A 15,981-nucleotide genomic window follows, 5' to 3' on the forward strand; every position below is an offset into this window, starting at 1 on the left:
TATTCCCGACGGCCTCCACGCTTCTCGCTGTACACCTCGCCGCGGGGTCGTTACGGTCGGAGGATGAGCAGTCTGACGGTGAACCATGCACCTCGACGGACTACTGCGCCAACCCTCGACGCGATTCGAGCGCGCCGCGCAGAGCTCCTCGCCCTCGCGGCACGCTCCGGTATCACCGGAGTCTCGGTCTTCGGCTCCGTAGCCCGCGGTCAGGCGACCGATGCGAGCGACATCGACCTGGTGGTCGATGCTGAAGCGAACATCAGCTACTTCTCCCTGGCGGCGTTCGCCCTCGAAGCTGAATCGCTACTCGGCCATCCGGTCGACGTGATTTTCAGGTCCGGGCTGAGGGACATCCGCGACGACAGCATTCTCGCGGACGAGGTCTCTCTGTGACGGGACGCGCAGAGCGATGGCTGTCACTGCTCGCCGACGATTGCGAGAATGCTCGACTTCTCGTCTCGAGGGGACGGCATGCGTTCGACTCCGACCCGGCACTGCCACTCGCCTTCGAGGCACTCGCCAACCGGATCGGCGACATCTCTAAGCGGCTGATGAACGACGACCCGGCTCGCTTCTCCGAGCCGCTCTGGTCGCTCGCGGCGCGGAACCGCGACTTCGTCGTTCACCACTACGACGTCGTCGACCGGAATCGCCTGTGGCTGACTGTCGTGAACGACTTCCCCTCGGTCGCAGCGCTCGTGGCGGAGAAGCTCGCTCACAAATCACCTGACGACTGATCGACTTCTGGCCGTGGAGCTGGAGCACGTGGACGACATCGCTCTGGCCGAAGGACGGCAGCTTCCTCGTGCCGATCAGATCGTGGTGGTCCGCGATGCGCAGACCGCGCGAGCAGAGGCGGGAGCTCCGAGGGCGAGACGAGCCTCGACGAGCCCTCGGGAGAGACGGAGTCCCCCGGCTACACCGAGCTCCCCATCACACCGCTCGAGATGCCTCCGGCGCCCCCGATTCCGGACCTTCCGACGCTCGGCTGATGCCGGAGCGACCCGGAGACGGGAAGGAGGCACGGGCCCTGTCCGGTCCGTGCCTCCCTGTGCGCCGACGCGCGTCTTCTCCGGGGTGGGAGCTCTAGGGGACGATGTGTCCGGCCGCGCGGAACAGCTCGTACCACTCCGGGCGCGTCAGAGGGATGTCGGAGCCGAGGGCTGCCTCGCGGACGCGCTGGGCGTTGGTGGTGCCGAGCACGACCTGCATCTTTGCCGGGTGGCGGGTGATCCACGCCGTCGCGATCGCGAGCGCGGGCACGTCGTACTGCTTCGCGAGCCGGTCGATGACCGCGTTGAGGTCGGCGAACTCGGGATTGTCGAGGAAGACGCCGGTGAAGAACCCGCTCTGGAACGGCGACCAGGCCTGCACGGTGATGTCGTTCAGGCGGCAGTAGTCGAGGATGCCCGCATCGCGCATCGTCGACTGGTCCTCGGCGAGCATGTTCGAAGCGACGCCCTGCGCGATCATCGGCGAGTGCGTGATCGAGAGCTGCAGCTGGTTGGCGACGATCGGCTGGTTCAGTGACTTCTTCAGCAGCTCGATCTGGTACGGCGTCTGGTTCGAGACTCCGAAGTGCTTCACCTTGCCGGCCGCGTGCAGCTCGTCGAACGCGCGCGCCACCTCATCGGGCTCGACCAGCGCGTCGGGCCGGTGCAGCAGGAGCACGTCGATGTAGTCGGTGCGAAGCGCCTTCAGCGACCCCTCGACAGACTCAATCAGGTGCTCGTACGAGAAGTCGAAGTACGGGCCGTCGCCGACGATGCCGGCCTTGGTCTGCAGCACGATCTCGGCGCGCTCGCTCGGCGTGAGCGCGAGCGCCTCGGCGAAGCGCTCCTCGCACTGGTGCAGCGAATTGCCGTAGACGTCGGCGTGATCGAAGAAGTCGATGCCGGAGTCGCGGGCAGTGCGGACGAGGTCGCGGATGGCGTCGTCGGTCATGTCGGGGATGCGCATGACGCCGAGGACGACGTTCGGGGAGTCGAGGCCGGAGGCGCCGAGGGGGACGTGCTTCAAGGGAGTGCTCCTTCGTTGGATACCTCGTCCACGCTAGGCCGGGTGCCTGGATGGCGTCCAACAGCGGGTGCTGGTGCGATTCATGCGCCGGAGTGGTGAATCGAGTCGAGATGTTCACAACGTAGGAAGAATGCGGTCAACCGACACCGCTCAAGCGGATCGGAGCGGATTCTCCGAGGTTCTTCCTACGTTGTGAACGCTTGTCCGCCCGGTGGAACGGTGGAAGGCTGCCGGCATGACCATCGAGGTGCGACCCGCCACCGACTTCGACGATCTGGCGACGATGAACGGCCCGAAGCGCCCCGATGCGAGCTCGTGCTGGTGCCTCAGCTACCGCCTGCTCTCCTCGACCGAGAACAACGCACTGCGGGGCCCGGCCCGCGGCGAGCGGATGCGCGAGCTCGTCGCCGAGGACCCGCCTCCCGGCGTCCTCGCCTACGACGGCGACGACGTGGCCGGCTGGGCGGCCGTGCACCCGAGAGCCGACACGAGCTATGCGAAGAACCGCCGCATCCCGCGCGTCGACGACCTCGACGTCTGGAGCGTCTGGTGCATCCGCGTCCGCCCCGGCTTCCGCAAGCGCGGGATCTCGCACGCTCTGCTCGCCGGTGCCGTCGACTTCGCTCGCGCTCACGGCGCTCCGGCGATCGAGGGCTACCCCGTCGACAACGCCGGCGCGAAGGTCGAGCAGACGATGGCCTATGTCGGCACGCGCGCCCTCTTCGAGCGCGCGGGCTTCTCGTGGGCGGCCGACACGACCTCCGTGCTGAACGGGTTCCCGCGCGTCGTGATGCGCCTGGCGCTCTGACCCATTGGTCACGAAAGGCCCCTCACCCGGAGGCGGAGGGGCCTTTCGCAACGGATCGGAGTATCGCTAGAAGTCCCAGTCCTCGTCCTCGGTGTTCACGGCCTTGCCGATCACGTAGGAGGAGCCGGAGCCCGAGAAGAAGTCGTGGTTCTCGTCGGCGTTGGGCGAGAGGGCCGACAGGATCGCGGGGTTCACGTCGGTGACCTGCTTGGGGAACATCGGCTCGTAGCCGAGGTTCATCAAGGCCTTGTTGGCGTTGTAGTGCAGGAACTTCTTGACATCCTCGGTCAGGCCGAGCTGGTCGTAGAGGTCCTGCGTGTACTGCGCCTCGTTGTCGTAGAGCTCGTAGAGCAGCGAGAACGTGTAGTCCTTGATCTCGTCGCGCTTGGCCTGGTCGACCAGCTCGAGCCCCTTCTGGAACTTGTAGCCGATGTAGTAGCCGTGCACGGCCTCGTCGCGGATGATGAGGCGCACGAGATCGGCGGTATTGGTGAGCTTGGCGCGCGAGGACCAATACATCGGCAGGTAGAAGCCCGAGTAGAACAGGAACGACTCCAGCAGGGTGGAGGCGACCTTGCGCTTCAGGGGGTCGTCACCGCGGTAGTAGTCCATCACGATGGAGGCCTTCTTCTGCAGGTTCGGGTTCTCGACCGACCAGCGGAACGCCTCGTCGATGTCCTGCGTGTTCGACAGCGTCGAGAACACGGAGGAGTACGACTTGGCGTGCACCGACTCCATGAACGCGATGTTCGTGTAGACGGCCTCCTCGTGGGGAGTCAGCGCATCGGGGATGAGCGAGACGGCCCCGACGGTGCCCTGCACGGTGTCGAGGAGCGTCAGGCCCGTGAACACGCGCATCGTGAGCTGCTGCTCCTCGTGGGTCAGCGTGTTCCACGACTGGATGTCGTTGGAGAGCGGAACCTTCTCGGGCAGCCAGAAGTTGCTCGTGAGGCGGTTCCACACCTCGACGTCCTTGTCGTCCTGGATCCGGTTCCAGTTGATGGCCTGGACGGAGTCGACGAGCTTGAGCTTCTCGGGGGGAGTCATGATTCCTTCTCGCTGCTGCGACGGGGGGATGCGGAGGGGACGGGGGCTACAGCATGCACGAGACGCACTGGTCGAGTTCGGTGCCCTCGAGCGCCAGCTGGCGGATGCGGATGTAGTAGATGGTCTTGATGCCCTTGCGCCACGCGTAGATCTGCGCACGGTTGACATCGCGGGTGGTCGCGGTGTCCTTGAAGAAGAGCGTGAGCGAGAGTCCCTGGTCGACGTGCTGCGTCGCCGCGGCATAGGTGTCGATGATCTTCTCGTAGCCGATCTCGTAGGCGTCCTGGTAGTACTCCAGGTTGTCGTTCGTCATGAACGGCGCCGGGTAGTAGACGCGGCCGAGCTTGCCCTCCTTGCGGATCTCGATCTTCGACGCGATCGGGTGGATCGAGGACGTCGAGTTGTTGATGTACGAGATCGAGCCTGTGGGCGGGACCGCCTGGAGGTTCTGGTTGTAGATGCCGTGCTCCATGATCGAGGCCTTGAGCGCACGCCAGTCGTCTTGCGTGGGGACGGCGATGCCGGCCTCCGCGAAGAGGCGGGCGACGCGCTCCGTGGCCGGCACCCACTCCTTCTCGGTGTAGGTGTCGAAGAACGCGCCCGAGGCGTACGTCGAGTCGGCGAAGCCCTCGAAGGTGGTGCCGCGCTCGATCGAGAGGTTGTTGGAGGCGCGCAGGGCGTGGAACAGCACCGAGTAGAAGTAGATGTTCGTGAAGTCGATGCCCTCCTCGGACCCGTAGTGGATCCGCTCACGCGCAAGGTAGCCGTGCAGGTTCATCTGGCCGAGGCCGATGGCGTGCGACTTGTCGTTGCCGTCCTCGATCGAGCGCACCGAGGTGATGTGCGACTGGTCGGACACCGAGGTGAGGCCGCGGATCGCGGTCTCGATGGTGCGGCCGAAGTCTGGCGAGTCCATCGTCAGCGCGATGTTCAGCGAGCCGAGGTTGCACGAGATGTCCTTGCCGATGGTGGCGTAGGAGAGGTCTTCGTTGTAGGTCGTCGGGGTGTTGACCTGCAGGATCTCGGAGCACAGGTTGGACATGTTGATGCGGCCCTTGATCGGGTTCGCCTTGTTCACCGTGTCCTCGAACACGATGTAGGGGTAGCCCGACTCGAACTGGATCTCGGCGATCGTCTGGAAGAACTCGCGCGCCGAGATCTTGGTCTTCTTGATGCGCGGGTCGTCGACCATCTCGCGGTACTTCTCCGAGACGGAGATGTCGCCGAAGGGGATGCCGTAGACGCGCTCGACGTCGTAGGGCGAGAAGAGGTACATGTCTTCGTTGTTCTTCGCGAGCTCGAACGTGATGTCGGGCACGACGACTCCGAGGGAGAGCGTCTTGATGCGGATCTTCTCGTCGGCGTTCTCGCGCTTGGTGTCGAGGAAGCGGAGGATGTCGGGGTGGTGGGCCGAGAGGTACACGGCTCCCGCGCCCTGGCGCGCGCCGAGCTGGTTGGCGTAGCTGAAGCTGTCCTCGAGGAGCTTCATCACGGGGATGATGCCCGAGGACTGGTTCTCGATCTGCTTGATCGGGGCGCCGGCCTCGCGGATGTTCGAGAGCGAGAGGGCGACGCCTCCGCCGCGCTTGGAGAGCTGCAGAGCGGAGTTGATGCCTCGCGCGATCGACTCCATGTTGTCTTCGATGCGCAGCAGGAAGCACGAGACGAGCTCGCCGCGCTGGGCCTTGCCGGTGTTGAGGAAGGTGGGGGTCGCGGGCTGGAAGCGACCCGCGACGATCTCTTCGACGAGGGCGGTCGCGAGCGTCTCGTCGCCCTGGGCGAGCCCGAGGGCGGTCATCACGACGCGGTCCTCGAAGCGCTCGAGGTAGCGCTTTCCGTCGAACGTCTTGAGCGTGTAGGAGGTGTAGTACTTGAAGGCGCCGAGGAAGGTCGCGAAGCGGAACTTCTTGGAGTAGGCGAGGTCGTTGAGCTTCTGGATGAACTCGAACGAGTACTGATCGAGGACGGCCTTCTCGTAGTACTCCTTCTCGACCAGGTAGTCGAGGCGCTCCTTGAGCGTGTGGAAGAACACCGTGTTCTGGTTGACGTGCTGCAGGAAGAACTCGCGAGCGGCCTCGCGGTCTTTGTCGAACTGGATCTCTCCGTTCGGGCCGTAGAGGTTCAGCATCGCGTTGAGCGAGTGGTAGTCCATCTGTGCGGCGTCGCGGGGAGCGTCGATCACTGCTGCGTCCAAAACGTGTCCAATCCTTCATCGACGGCGCGGACGTCGTCGGGGGTTCCGAATACTTCGAATCGATAGAGGTGCGGCACCGCGCACTTGCGGGCGATGATGTCGCCGGCGAGGCAGTAGGCCTCGCCGAAGTTGGTGTTGCCTGCGCCGATGACGCCGCGGATCAGCGTGCGGTTGCGCGGGTCGTTGAGGAATCGGATGACTTGCTTGGGGACGGCGCCCCCGTCGTTGCCGCCTCCGTAGGTGGGCAGCACGAGCACGTAGGGGTCGTGCACGGAGAACGTGTCGAGGGCGACCCCGTCGCGTCGAGTGTGGAGCGGGATCCGCTGCGCCGGTCGGCCGAGCTTCTCGATGAACCGGTGTGTGTTGCCCGAGGTGCTCGAGAAGTACACGAGCCCACCCATCCGCCGACCCCGCCTTTCCCTTTCTCGATGCACCGCGTCTGCCCTCTGAGGTGTCTGCGCGGTGCGCCGCACGGCGGAGGAGGACGCCGTGGCGGAGCTGGGGCGCCCGGCGGACACGCCGCGCAGGCCTTAGAGCGTGGCGATCTTGTCGGGCCGGAAGCCGGACCAGTGGTCGTCGTCCGTGATGACGACCGGCGCCTGGAGATAGCCGAGCGCCTTGACGGCCTCGAGGGCCTTCTCGTCGACGGAGAGGTCGAAGACCTCGTAGTCGATGCCCTTGCTGTCGAGGGCCCGGTAGGTCGCGGTGCACTGCACGCAGGAGGGCTTCGTGTAGACCGTCACAGCCATGGGTGTCGTCCTTTCCGAGGAGGTGTCCGGGGCCGCTCCTCAGGGCCGGCCCGGCGAGCGGGAGGGCGGAGGTGGCGGTCGTAGGGGGTGTGGAGGGAGGTTCTGGGGGCGGGCGGGGCTCTCGCTCCGGCCTGCTTAGCAATACTACATATAGGGGGGCGGGCGAGGACAGCCCACTAGACGTAGTAGTTACATCCGTGTAGTTATCCACCGGTTCCTCCCCCGTTCATCCACAGGCCGAGGCCCGCGAAGCCGCGGAAGGACGCGGGTCGTGGCGAGTTATCCACCGCTGTGGAGAGCGGCGAACGGATCCCTGGGTACAACGCGCCCCGGCGTGTCGCCATGCCCGACATGTGGGTGCGGGAGCAGCGACAGACCACCAGATGTGGGATCGATCGAGAAGCGGGTCCATAGGGGCGACGCTACGCCCGACCACCGACACGGGAGGAGGGCGTCGCGAGCGCGAGCCTCGCGCCGACCGCTCGCAGAGCGGGGAGCGGCTCGGCCATCGCCGCGGCCACCGACCCCGCCGCCTCCGCGAGCGACGCCGACACCGCGAACCCGGTCGGGGGCGCCTCGAGAGAGCCCGCGACGAGGTAGGCCCACGCTCCCGCCGCCTCCGCCAGCGCGAGGACAGAAGACGGCACCTTGCCCGCCTGGGACTGCTCGTCGAAGCGCCCCTCCCCGGTCACGACCACATCGGCGCCGGCGACCGCGGCGGCGAGCCCGAGCGCCTCCGCGACCGCCGCCGACCCGAGGCTCAGGCGCGCACCCCAGGCGAGGAGCCCGAAGCCGGTGCCGCCCGCCGCGCCGGCACCCGCCGCCTCCGGATCGGCGTCGAGATGCGCGGCGAGGTGGCGCAGCCCGTCCTCCAGGCGCAACACGTCGTCGGGCGACGCTCCCTTCTGCGGTCCGAAGACGCGCGCCGCGCCGACGTCGCCGAGCAGCGGAGAGGTGACATCGCTGAGGATGCGGGCTCCGCCGGGCGGCAGCGGACGCATGCCGCGCAGATCGACGGCGGCGAGTGCGCGCAGTGCGCCGCCTCCGTCGCCGAGCTCACGCCCGGACACGGTGACGAACCGCGCGCCGAGCTCGCGCAGGGCTCCAACGCCTCCATCGGTCGAGGAGCTGCCGCCGATCGCGAGAAGGAGCGCACGGGCCCCCGCGTCGAGGGCATCGGCGATCGCGCGGCCGAAACCGCGCGTGTGCGCGGTGAGCGGGCGGAGGGGATCGAGCAGCGAGAGCCCGCTGGCCGAGGCGAGCTCGACCACCGCGGTGGCGTCGGGGAGCATCAGCCACGCGGCCTCGACCGGCCGATCGTCCGGCCCGGGAACGGTGACGAGGTGGCGCCGCGCGCCGGGAAAGGCGACCGCGAACGCATCGACGGTCCCCTCCCCTCCATCGGCCATCGGAACGAGCACGAGCTCGTCGTCCGGTCGCACCTCGCGCCAGCCCGCGGCGAGCGCCTCGGCGACGTCGACCGCGCGAGCCGAGCCCTTGAACGAGTCGGGGGCGACGACCACCCTGCGCGGCACGCTTCCCATGCCCCTCAGTGTGCCAGCGCTCGAGACACCCGGCTCCGTTCGCGGCACCTACAGGGGAGTCGCCAGCCGGTACCCGCGCTTGATCACCGTCGCGACGAGCCGCGGCTCCGGCAGCGCCTGGCGCAACCGGCTGATCGCGACGTCGACGGCGTGGTCGTCGAGCGCCTCGGGGGCGGAGGCGGCCAGCACGTGACGCGCGACTGTCGCGCCCTCCGCGGCCACGAGGGTGCGGAAGAGGGCGAGCGCGACGGGTGTGAGCGGCATACGCTCGCTCCCGAGGACCACGTGCCGGCCGCGCAGCTCGAGCAGGCCGAAGGCCGTCTCGATGCGGGGAGCCGACTGCTCGAGGTGCTCGCAGAGGAGGCGGATGAGGGCGCCCATGCGAAACCGGTCGGGCACGATGGGCAGGATCTGCGCCTCCACGAGGGGGGCCGCTGTGACCGGGCCGACGGCTGCCGCGACGACCGTCTCCCGGAAGGCGGCCTGCACGTCGTCGAGACGACCGGCGCCCTCCGCGACGGTGAACAGCGCCTCGACGGCCGGCGCGCTGGTGAAGGTGACCGCGTCGATGCCTCCGCCGCATATGGCCTCGATCAGGCGGAGCACGCGGGCGGTGTCCTCGTGGAGGGTCCACCGGTAGGGGGCGACGGTGAGCACGGTGGCGCCGGCGTCGGACAGCCGTCGCAGCTGGGCGGGGTCGGTGAAGCCGTGCAGCTGCACGGCGATCGTGCTGCCGTCGACTCCCTCGCGCAGAGCGAGGTCGACCAGGGAGGTCGTCGTCTCGCGCTCGCTCATGCCGTGGTCGTCCAGGCCTGCGGCACGGACGGCTCCCCGCGCCTTCGGGCCGCGCACGAGGATGCGGGAGGAGGAGAGGGCGGCGGTGAGCCCGTCGCCCAGGCCTGCCGCGTCGGCAGCCTCGAGCCATCGCCGCAGCCCGTAGGAGGTGGTGGCGAGCAGAACGTCCGGCCGCGCGGCCACGATGGCGCGCGTCTCGTCCTCGAGCACGCCCTCGGTGTCGACGCCGCGCATCCGGATGGTGGGTGCGTGGGTGACGTCGGCTCCGCGGCGCTCGAAGGCGGCGATGAGATCCTCGGAGCGGCGATCGGAGGTGACGCCGATGCGGAAGCCGTCGAGCTGATCGGGCCGGAACGCCGGGGAGGCGTCGAGGTCGGTGCCGGTCATTCTCGGCCCCCTCCGGCGGTCACGGGGTCAGCGCATCGACCGCGCGGGCGATGCTCTCGGGATCCGAAGCATCATCGCACGCCGTCTGACGCACGACCTCACCGATCACGATGACGGCGGGCGAGCGGGGCGCGAGGGCCGGGAGCAGCCCCATCACGCCTCCCACCGAGGAGATGGTGGTGCGCTGGGCGTGCGACCATCCGCGCTCGACGATCGCGAGCGGCATGTCGGCGGCCATGCCGGCGCGCTGCAGTCCCGCGACCAGGTGCGGGAGGGTGTTCACGCCCATCAGGACCACGAGCGTCCCGCCGAGCCCGGCGAGGTGCCCCAGCTCCTCCTCGCTGAAGGGCGCATGACCCGAGACGACCGTGAAGGCACGGCTGACCTCTCGGTGCGTGACCGGGATGCCGGCGGCCGCAGGCACCGAGATGGCGCTGGTCACTCCGGGGACGATCGTGAACGGGACGCCGGCGAGGCGGCACGCGCGCACCTCCTCGGAACCGCGGCCGAAGACGAAGGGGTCGCCGCCCTTGAGGCGGACGACGTCGAGGCCGTCGAGGGCGCGCGCGACCATCAGCCGTTCGATCTCGTGCTGGGGCACCGCGTGGTGTCCGGGAGTCTTGCCGACATCGATCAGTTCGGCGCCGGGCGCCCAGTCGGCGAGCCCCTCGTGGGGGCCGAGGCGGTCGAAGAGCACGACGTCGGCCTCGTGGAGCGCGCGACGGGCGGCGAGCGTCATCAGCTCCGCGTCGCCAGGGCCGCCGCCGACGATGCTGACGTGGCCGACGGCGCGGGTCGCGGCAGCCGCCTCCTCGACCACCCAGACGCCGTGACGCGCCGCCTCCGCCGATGCCTCGGCGCGGAGGGAGGCGGGACCCTCCACCCACACCAGCAGGGCGGGACGGCTCGCGGGCAACAGCGCGGCGGAGGCGACGCGCAGCGGCACGCGCTCCTCCGCCTCCCAGCGCTCCACCACGGCGCCGGCGGCGCGGTACCGGGCGAGCACGCGGCGGGTGGCGGCGACGGCGCCCACCACGATCACACGGCGGCCGGTGAGATCGACGGTGAGCTGCATCACGCCTCCTGTCCGGGAGCCGCGGCGGGCCCCACGGGGATCCTCGGCCCGGCGACGAGGACCGGGCCGTCCGGCCGCTCCGACCGGCCGGCCGGCCGCGACTGGCCGCGTTCACGGACGGTCACGACGCGCGGATCGGCGGCGTCGGGAGCGTTGACGAAGGAGCGGAAGCGGCGGAGGCGGTCGGGGTCGGCCAGCGTCGCGGCCCACTCGTCGACGTAGGTGCCCACGTGCGTCGCCATCGCCGCCTCCAGCTCGGCCCCGATGCCGAGCGAGTCCTCGCAGACCACCTCGCGCACGTGGTCGAGGCCGCCGGGGAGCTCCTCCTGCCAGCGCGCGGTGCGTTGGAGGCGCTCGGCCGTGCGGACGTAGTACATGACGTAGCGGTCGATGTAGCGGATGAGCGTCTCGTCGTCGAGATCCTGCGCGAGCAGCTGCGCGTGCGCGGGCTGATAGCCGCCGTTGCCGCCGACGTAGAGGTTCCAGCCGGTGTCGGTCGCGATCACGCCGATGTCCTTGCCGCGCGCCTCCGCGCACTCGCGCGCACAGCCGCTGACACCGAGCTTGAACTTGTGCGGCGAGCGCAGGCCGCGGTAGCGCTCCTCCAGGCGGATCGCCATGCCGACCGCGTCCTGCACGCCGTAGCGGCACCAGGTCGAGCCGACACACGACTTCACGGTGCGCAGCGACTTGCCGTAGGCCTGGCCCGACTCGAAGCCCGCGTCGACGAGCAACGTCCAGATCTCGGGCAACTGCTCGAGGCGAGCGCCGAACATGTCGATCCGCTGACCGCCGGTGATCTTCGTGTAGAGGCCGAACTGCTCCGCGACCTCGGCGATGACCTTGAGCTTCGCGGGGGTGATCTCTCCGCCGGGGATGCGCGGGACGACCGAGTAGGTGCCGTCCTTCTGCATGTTGGCGAGCGCGCGGTCGTTGGTGTCCTGCAGCGGAGCCTGCCCCTTGTCGAGGATGTAGGCGTTGGTCTGGGTGGCGAGCACGGAGGCGATCACCGGCTTGCACACGTCGCAGCCGAGCCCGGAGCCGAAGCGCTCCATGACGTGCTCGGCCGAGTGCAGGCCGAGGATGCGCACCGACTCGAACAGCTCGCTGCGGCTGAGCGAGACGTGCTCGCACAGCGCGCGCGACACCTCTACCCCCGCGCGAGTGAGCTCGATGTCGAGCAGCTTCTTGACCAGCGGCACGCACGAGCCGCACTGGGTGCCCGCGCGGGTGCAGGCCTTCAGGGGCCCGAGCTCGGTGCAGCCCTCGCCGATCGCATGGCGCACCTCACCGACCGAGACGGCGTTGCACGAGCAGAGTTGCGCATCGTCCGGCAGCTCCCCCGAGGGTGCCTCGGCGCCGGCCGCCGCGAAGTAGGCGCTGGGCTCCGCGGGCAGCTCGCGACCGAGCAGCGGGCGCAGGGAGGAGTAGGGGCCGGCGTCGCCGACGAACATGCCGCCGAGGAGGGTGCGGGCATCGTCCGAGACGACGATCTTCTGGTAGAGCCCGCGGGCGGGATCGGCGTAGACGACCTCGAGCGCACCCTCCCCCGCGCCGAGCGCGTCGCCGAAGCTCGCGACCTCGACCCCCGAGAGCTTGAGCTTGGTGGCGTCGTCGACGCCCGGGAACGTCGCATCGCCGCCCAGGAGGCGGTCGGCGACGACCTCGGCCATCGCGTTGGCGGGAGCGACGAGGCCGACGGTGCGACCCTCGATCGCGGCGACCTCGCCGATCGCCCAGACGTGCTCACGGCTGGTGCGGCAGGCGCTGTCGACCACGACGCCTCCGCGCGGGGCGACCTCGATGCCGACGGCGCGCGCGAGCTCGTCGCGGGCCGTGATGCCGATCGAGAAGACGACGAGATCGGCGCTGACGCTGCTCCCGTCGGTCATCGTGACTCCCAGGACCGTGCCGGTCGGCGAGGTGAGCACCGCCGTCGGCCGGGTGCCGAGGTGCAGAGCGATGCCCTGCGCGGCGATGATCCGGCCCAGGGCCTGGCCCGCGCCCTCGTCGAGCTGCGCATTCATCAGCCAGCGGCCGGAGTGGATGAGCGCGGTGCGCGCGCCCAGCCGGTGCGCACCTCCCGCGGCCTCGAGCCCCAGCAGACCGCCGCCGACGACGACCACGTTCGCCGGCCGACCCCGGCGCGCACGGAAGGAGGCGAGCTCGGCGACCAGGCCGTCGACGTCGTCGAGAGTGCGGTAGACCCTCCCGTGCTCGGCGCCCTCGATGGAGGGGACGGTCGCGGAGGAGCCGGTGGCGAGCACGATCTCGTCGCCGTCGAACACACGGCCGTCGGCGAGCTCGACACGGCAACGCTCGGGATCGATCGCCGTCACGCGGGAGGAGGTGACCAGGCGCGCCGACTCCCAGAGCGCGGCGTCGCCGAGCGTGAGGTCGACAGCACCCTCGAGGCGGCGCGAGAGCGCGACGCGGTCGTAGGGACGGTGCAGCTCCTCGCCGAAGACCGTGATGTCGAGCGCTCCAGCGTCGGCGCGGGCCAGGAGGGCGTCGACGAGGCGGTGGGCGGCGGGCCCCGCTCCGACCACGAGCACGCGGCGGGGAGGCGCGGTGCTCGCGTCGGGGTTCGCTCCTGCGGTTGTCATGTACGCCACCGTAGGCAGGCGCGGTTTCGCCGCCATTGCCCGTGCGTAACGTCGTGTGACGGGCGCCTCACGCTCGATGCCCGACTCCGTGAGAGCTTCGTTACGCCGACGTCACGGCGCACGTGTTCCCGTGAAACGTGGCGTCCCTACCGTGGCCTCACCGCCTCCGACCGGATGCGACACCACCCCTTGGGAAGAGACGGGACGATGACCCTCCTCGATCACGCCGCCTCCGCGACGACCACCGCCTGGGTGCCCGTCTGCGGCCGGGTCGAGCTCGAGCCGCTCTGGGGCGAGGCCGCGCTCGTCGGAGGCGTGCAGCTCGCGCTGTTCCTCCTCCCCGACGGCCGCGTGTTCGCGGTGTCGAACCTCGACCCGGCGACGGGCGCGGCCGTGCTCTCGCGCGGCATCGTCGGCTCGCGTGACGTCGACGGCGTGCAGCGGCCCACGATCGCCTCTCCTCTGCACAAGGACGTCTTCGACCTCGAGACCGGCCGCTGCTACACCTCCGAGTCGCTGCACCTGGCGACGTGGAACGTGCGCGAGCGCGACGGGATGATCGAGGTGGCGCAGCGCACGGCGCTCGTCGCCGCCTCCCACGGCACCTCGGACGACGCCGGCCGACGTGCCGTCGCTGCGCTCGTCGAGGCCGTACGGCAGGCGAATCCGGCGCTCGACGTGCTCGACTCCTTCGTCGACGTGCAGGAGCCGGACGTGCCCGCCACTCTCGACACCCTCGAGCCCGGGCGTCCCGCGGTCGTCGTGCCCCTGCTGCTCTCGGCCGGCTACCACGTGCACGTCGACCTGGCGGAGGCGGCGGCCGAGGCCGACCGGCCCGTCCGGGTCACCGGGGCGCTCGGCCCCGACCCGCGGCTCGCCCGTGTGCTCGCGCGGCGACTCGAGGAGGCGGGACTCGACGACGACGACCGCATCGTGCTCGCCGCGGCCGGCTCGAGCGACGCCGGAGCCGTCGCCGACTGCTGGAGCACCGGGCGGCTGCTCGCGGCAGAGCTGGATCGCGACGTGAGCACCTCCTTCCTCTCGGCGGCCGAGCCGCGGGTGGCGGAGGCGGTGGCCGCCGAGCGCGCGGCCCACCCCGATGCCCGCGTGATCGTCGCCACCTACTTGCTCGCGCCCGGCTACTTCGCCGACCTGGCCGCCGCCGCCGGGGCCGACCGCACCAGCGCTCCGCTGCTCACCGCCGTCGATGCACCTCCGCACGAGCTCGTCGACATCGTCTCGGAGCTCTTCGGCCGCAGCGCCTGAGCGCCTCTTTCTCGCCTCTCACCCGCACCACCACCGCTCCACCTCCCCACCTCGACCGCGCCCGCTCGACGAGCCACGCCACTCCCCCGGAGGACACGATGACCGCTGCACCCCCCACCACAGCTCCTCCGACCGCGCCCAGCGCTGTCGGTCTCACCCGTCGGCCCGGCCGCTGGATCGACGGCTGGAACCCCGAGGACCCGGCGCAGTGGGAGGCGGAGGGGCGCTCGGTCGCCTCGCGCAACCTGCGGTGGTCGATCGTCGCCGAGTTCCTCGGCTTCGTCGTCTGGCAGCTGTGGTCGGTCGTGGTCGTCTCGCTGCCCGCGGCAGGCTTCTCGTTCGACACCGGCCAGATCTTCTGGCTCATCTCGATGCCGAGCCTCGTCGGCGCGACCCTGCGGATCCCCTACACCTTCATGGTCCCCCGCTTCGGTGGCCGCAACTGGACCATCGTCTCGGCGGGCCTCCTGCTCATCCCGAGCATCGGCCTGGGCCTGGCCGTCTCGAACCCCGAGACGCCGTTCGGCGTGATGCTGGCCATCGCCGCTCTCGCCGGCTTCGGCGGCGGGAACTTCGCCAGCTCCATGGCCAACATCACCTTCTTCTACCCGCACGCGCAGAAGGGCTGGGCGCTGGGGCTGAACGCGGCAGGCGGCAACCTGGGCGCCTCCGTCGCGCAGTTGATCGTGCCGATCGCGGTCACGGTCGGCGCCGCCGCGACCCTCAACCTCCCGCTCGCAGGGTTCATCTGGGTTCCGCTGATCGTGGTGGCCATGATCGGCGCCTACGCGCGCATGGACAACCTCTCGGCAGCGAAGGCCGACGTCGCCGCCTCACTTGCCGCCCTGCGCGAGCCGCACCTGTGGTTGCTGGCCGTGCTCTACATCGGCACCTTCGGCTCGTTCATCGGTTTCGCGGGAGTGTTCCCGAAGCTCATCGCCGACACGTTCCCGTCGTTCTCGGCCTTCACCGTCGGCACCGCGACCCTCTCGCTCGCCTTCCTCGGCTCGCTCGTCGGCTCGCTCTCGCGGCCCTACGGCGGGCGCTTGGCCGATCGCTTCGGCGGAGCGCCGGTCACCATCGCGGCGTTCGTCGCGATGGGTCTGGGCATTCTCGGCGTCATCGCCACCCTGCCGCTCGCGAGCTTCTGGCTGTTCCTGCTCTGCTTCCTGGTGCTCTTCGCGGCCGCCGGCGTCGGCAACGGCGCGACCTACCGCATGATCCCGACCGTGTTCGCCCTCCGCGCCCGCCAGAAGGGCGACGACGGGATCGGAGCGCAGCGCACCTCCGCCGCCGCTCTCGGCCTCATCTCCGCGATCGGCGCCTACGGCGGCTTCGTGATCCCTCAGCTGCTCGGATTCTCGAAGACGACCTTCGGCGACTACACCACGGCCCTGGGGTGGTTCGTGGGCGCCTATGTGGTGATGCTCGCGATCACCGCCGGCGTCTACCTCCGCCTGGCCGCCCAGACCGGGACCCGGATCTGAT

The 15,981-nt window shown here is 69.8% G+C and carries 14 protein-coding genes; 5 read left to right on the forward strand and 9 right to left on the reverse strand.

All coding sequences use genetic code 11. The annotated features are described in order from the left end of the window. The first annotated feature begins 63 nt into the window (after positions 1-63). Positions 64-396 carry a nucleotidyltransferase family protein gene (locus ITJ45_RS10365; protein WP_194609627.1) on the forward strand — a complete coding sequence of 111 codons (333 nt, stop codon included), beginning with the start codon at positions 64-66 and terminating at the stop codon, positions 394-396. Further along, on the forward strand, positions 393-740 hold the full coding sequence (locus ITJ45_RS10370; protein WP_194609628.1) for a DUF86 domain-containing protein: 348 nt from the start codon (positions 393-395) through the stop codon (positions 738-740). Before ITJ45_RS10365 ends, ITJ45_RS10370 begins: the two co-directional genes overlap by 4 nt. A 349-nt stretch (positions 741-1,089) precedes the next feature. On the opposite strand, the gene ITJ45_RS10375 is transcribed toward ITJ45_RS10370, so the two are convergent. Further along, positions 1,090-2,022, reverse strand: coding sequence for an aldo/keto reductase (locus ITJ45_RS10375; protein WP_267238159.1), 933 nt, complete (start codon positions 2,020-2,022; stop codon positions 1,090-1,092). A gap of 235 nt (positions 2,023-2,257) precedes the next feature. On the opposite strand from ITJ45_RS10375, the gene ITJ45_RS10380 reads away from it, so the two are divergent. Further along, positions 2,258-2,830: a GNAT family N-acetyltransferase gene (locus ITJ45_RS10380; protein WP_194609630.1), complete on the forward strand. Its 573-nt coding sequence runs from the start codon at positions 2,258-2,260 to the stop codon at positions 2,828-2,830. 66 nt (positions 2,831-2,896) lie between these two features. On the opposite strand, the gene nrdF is transcribed toward ITJ45_RS10380, so the two are convergent. From nrdF to nirB, 8 genes are all read right to left on the reverse strand, one after another. Then, the gene (gene nrdF, locus ITJ45_RS10385; protein ID WP_194609632.1) at positions 2,897-3,877 is read right to left on the reverse strand and encodes a class 1b ribonucleoside-diphosphate reductase subunit beta; all 981 of its coding nucleotides are present in this window, start codon (positions 3,875-3,877) and stop codon (positions 2,897-2,899) included. A 46-nt stretch (positions 3,878-3,923) separates the two neighbouring features. Continuing rightward, entirely contained in the window at positions 3,924-6,029 is a 2,106-nt protein-coding gene (nrdE, locus tag ITJ45_RS10390) for a class 1b ribonucleoside-diphosphate reductase subunit alpha (RefSeq protein WP_194609824.1), read from the reverse strand. 26 nt (positions 6,030-6,055) lie between these two features. Next, positions 6,056-6,472, reverse strand: a complete 417-nt coding sequence (nrdI, locus tag ITJ45_RS10395; protein WP_194609634.1) for a class Ib ribonucleoside-diphosphate reductase assembly flavoprotein NrdI — start codon at positions 6,470-6,472, stop codon at positions 6,056-6,058. 129 nt (positions 6,473-6,601) lie between these two features. After that, positions 6,602-6,820 (reverse strand): glutaredoxin-like protein NrdH, encoded by a 219-nt coding sequence (nrdH, locus tag ITJ45_RS10400; protein WP_068255139.1) that lies wholly within the window; start codon positions 6,818-6,820, stop codon positions 6,602-6,604. 422 nt (positions 6,821-7,242) lie between these two features. After that, complete coding sequence (locus tag ITJ45_RS10405; protein WP_194609636.1) at positions 7,243-8,364, reverse strand: glycerate kinase; 1,122 nt, start codon at positions 8,362-8,364, stop codon at positions 7,243-7,245. 48 nt (positions 8,365-8,412) lie between these two features. Beyond that, positions 8,413-9,546 carry a uroporphyrinogen-III synthase gene (locus tag ITJ45_RS10410; protein ID WP_194609638.1) on the reverse strand — a complete coding sequence of 378 codons (1,134 nt, stop codon included), beginning with the start codon at positions 9,544-9,546 and terminating at the stop codon, positions 8,413-8,415. Between the two features lie 19 nt (positions 9,547-9,565). Continuing rightward, on the reverse strand, positions 9,566-10,621 hold the full coding sequence (gene cobA, locus ITJ45_RS10415; RefSeq protein WP_194609640.1) for a uroporphyrinogen-III C-methyltransferase: 1,056 nt from the start codon (positions 10,619-10,621) through the stop codon (positions 9,566-9,568). Then, positions 10,621-13,227 (reverse strand): nitrite reductase large subunit NirB, encoded by a 2,607-nt coding sequence (nirB, locus tag ITJ45_RS10420; protein WP_194609642.1) that lies wholly within the window; start codon positions 13,225-13,227, stop codon positions 10,621-10,623. The genes cobA and nirB overlap by 1 nt, the downstream gene beginning before the upstream one ends. A gap of 207 nt (positions 13,228-13,434) precedes the next feature. Here nirB and nirD point away from each other — a divergent pair, with 207 nt between their 5' ends. Together nirD and ITJ45_RS10430 are read left to right on the forward strand one after the other, a co-directional pair. Beyond that, complete coding sequence (gene nirD / locus ITJ45_RS10425; RefSeq protein WP_194609644.1) at positions 13,435-14,493, forward strand: nitrite reductase small subunit NirD; 1,059 nt, start codon at positions 13,435-13,437, stop codon at positions 14,491-14,493. Positions 14,494-14,591: 98 nt separating this feature from the next. Next, positions 14,592-15,980 (forward strand): MFS transporter, encoded by a 1,389-nt coding sequence (locus tag ITJ45_RS10430; RefSeq protein WP_194609645.1) that lies wholly within the window; start codon positions 14,592-14,594, stop codon positions 15,978-15,980. The last annotated feature ends 1 nt before the right edge of the window (position 15,981 follow it).

The organism is Rathayibacter sp. VKM Ac-2879, assembly GCF_015351245.1.
In the GTDB taxonomy this organism is placed as follows: Bacteria; Actinomycetota; Actinomycetes; order Actinomycetales; family Microbacteriaceae; genus Rathayibacter.

Coding starts and splice junctions, on each gene's coding strand:
- ITJ45_RS10365 (WP_194609627.1), top strand. CDS start 64: ATGAGCAGTCTGACGGTGAACCATGCACCTCGACGGACTACTGCGCCA.
- ITJ45_RS10380 (WP_194609630.1), top strand. CDS start 2,258: ATGACCATCGAGGTGCGACCCGCCACCGACTTCGACGATCTGGCGACG.
- nrdF (WP_194609632.1), bottom strand. CDS start 3,877: ATGACTCCCCCCGAGAAGCTCAAGCTCGTCGACTCCGTCCAGGCCATC.
- nrdE (WP_194609824.1), bottom strand. CDS start 6,029: ATGGACTACCACTCGCTCAACGCGATGCTGAACCTCTACGGCCCGAAC.
- nrdI (WP_194609634.1), bottom strand. CDS start 6,472: ATGGGTGGGCTCGTGTACTTCTCGAGCACCTCGGGCAACACACACCGG.
- nrdH (WP_068255139.1), bottom strand. CDS start 6,820: ATGGCTGTGACGGTCTACACGAAGCCCTCCTGCGTGCAGTGCACCGCG.
- ITJ45_RS10405 (WP_194609636.1), bottom strand. CDS start 8,364: ATGGGAAGCGTGCCGCGCAGGGTGGTCGTCGCCCCCGACTCGTTCAAG.
- ITJ45_RS10410 (WP_194609638.1), bottom strand. CDS start 9,546: ATGACCGGCACCGACCTCGACGCCTCCCCGGCGTTCCGGCCCGATCAG.
- cobA (WP_194609640.1), bottom strand. CDS start 10,621: ATGCAGCTCACCGTCGATCTCACCGGCCGCCGTGTGATCGTGGTGGGC.
- nirB (WP_194609642.1), bottom strand. CDS start 13,227: ATGACAACCGCAGGAGCGAACCCCGACGCGAGCACCGCGCCTCCCCGC.
- nirD (WP_194609644.1), top strand. CDS start 13,435: ATGACCCTCCTCGATCACGCCGCCTCCGCGACGACCACCGCCTGGGTG.
- ITJ45_RS10430 (WP_194609645.1), top strand. CDS start 14,592: ATGACCGCTGCACCCCCCACCACAGCTCCTCCGACCGCGCCCAGCGCT.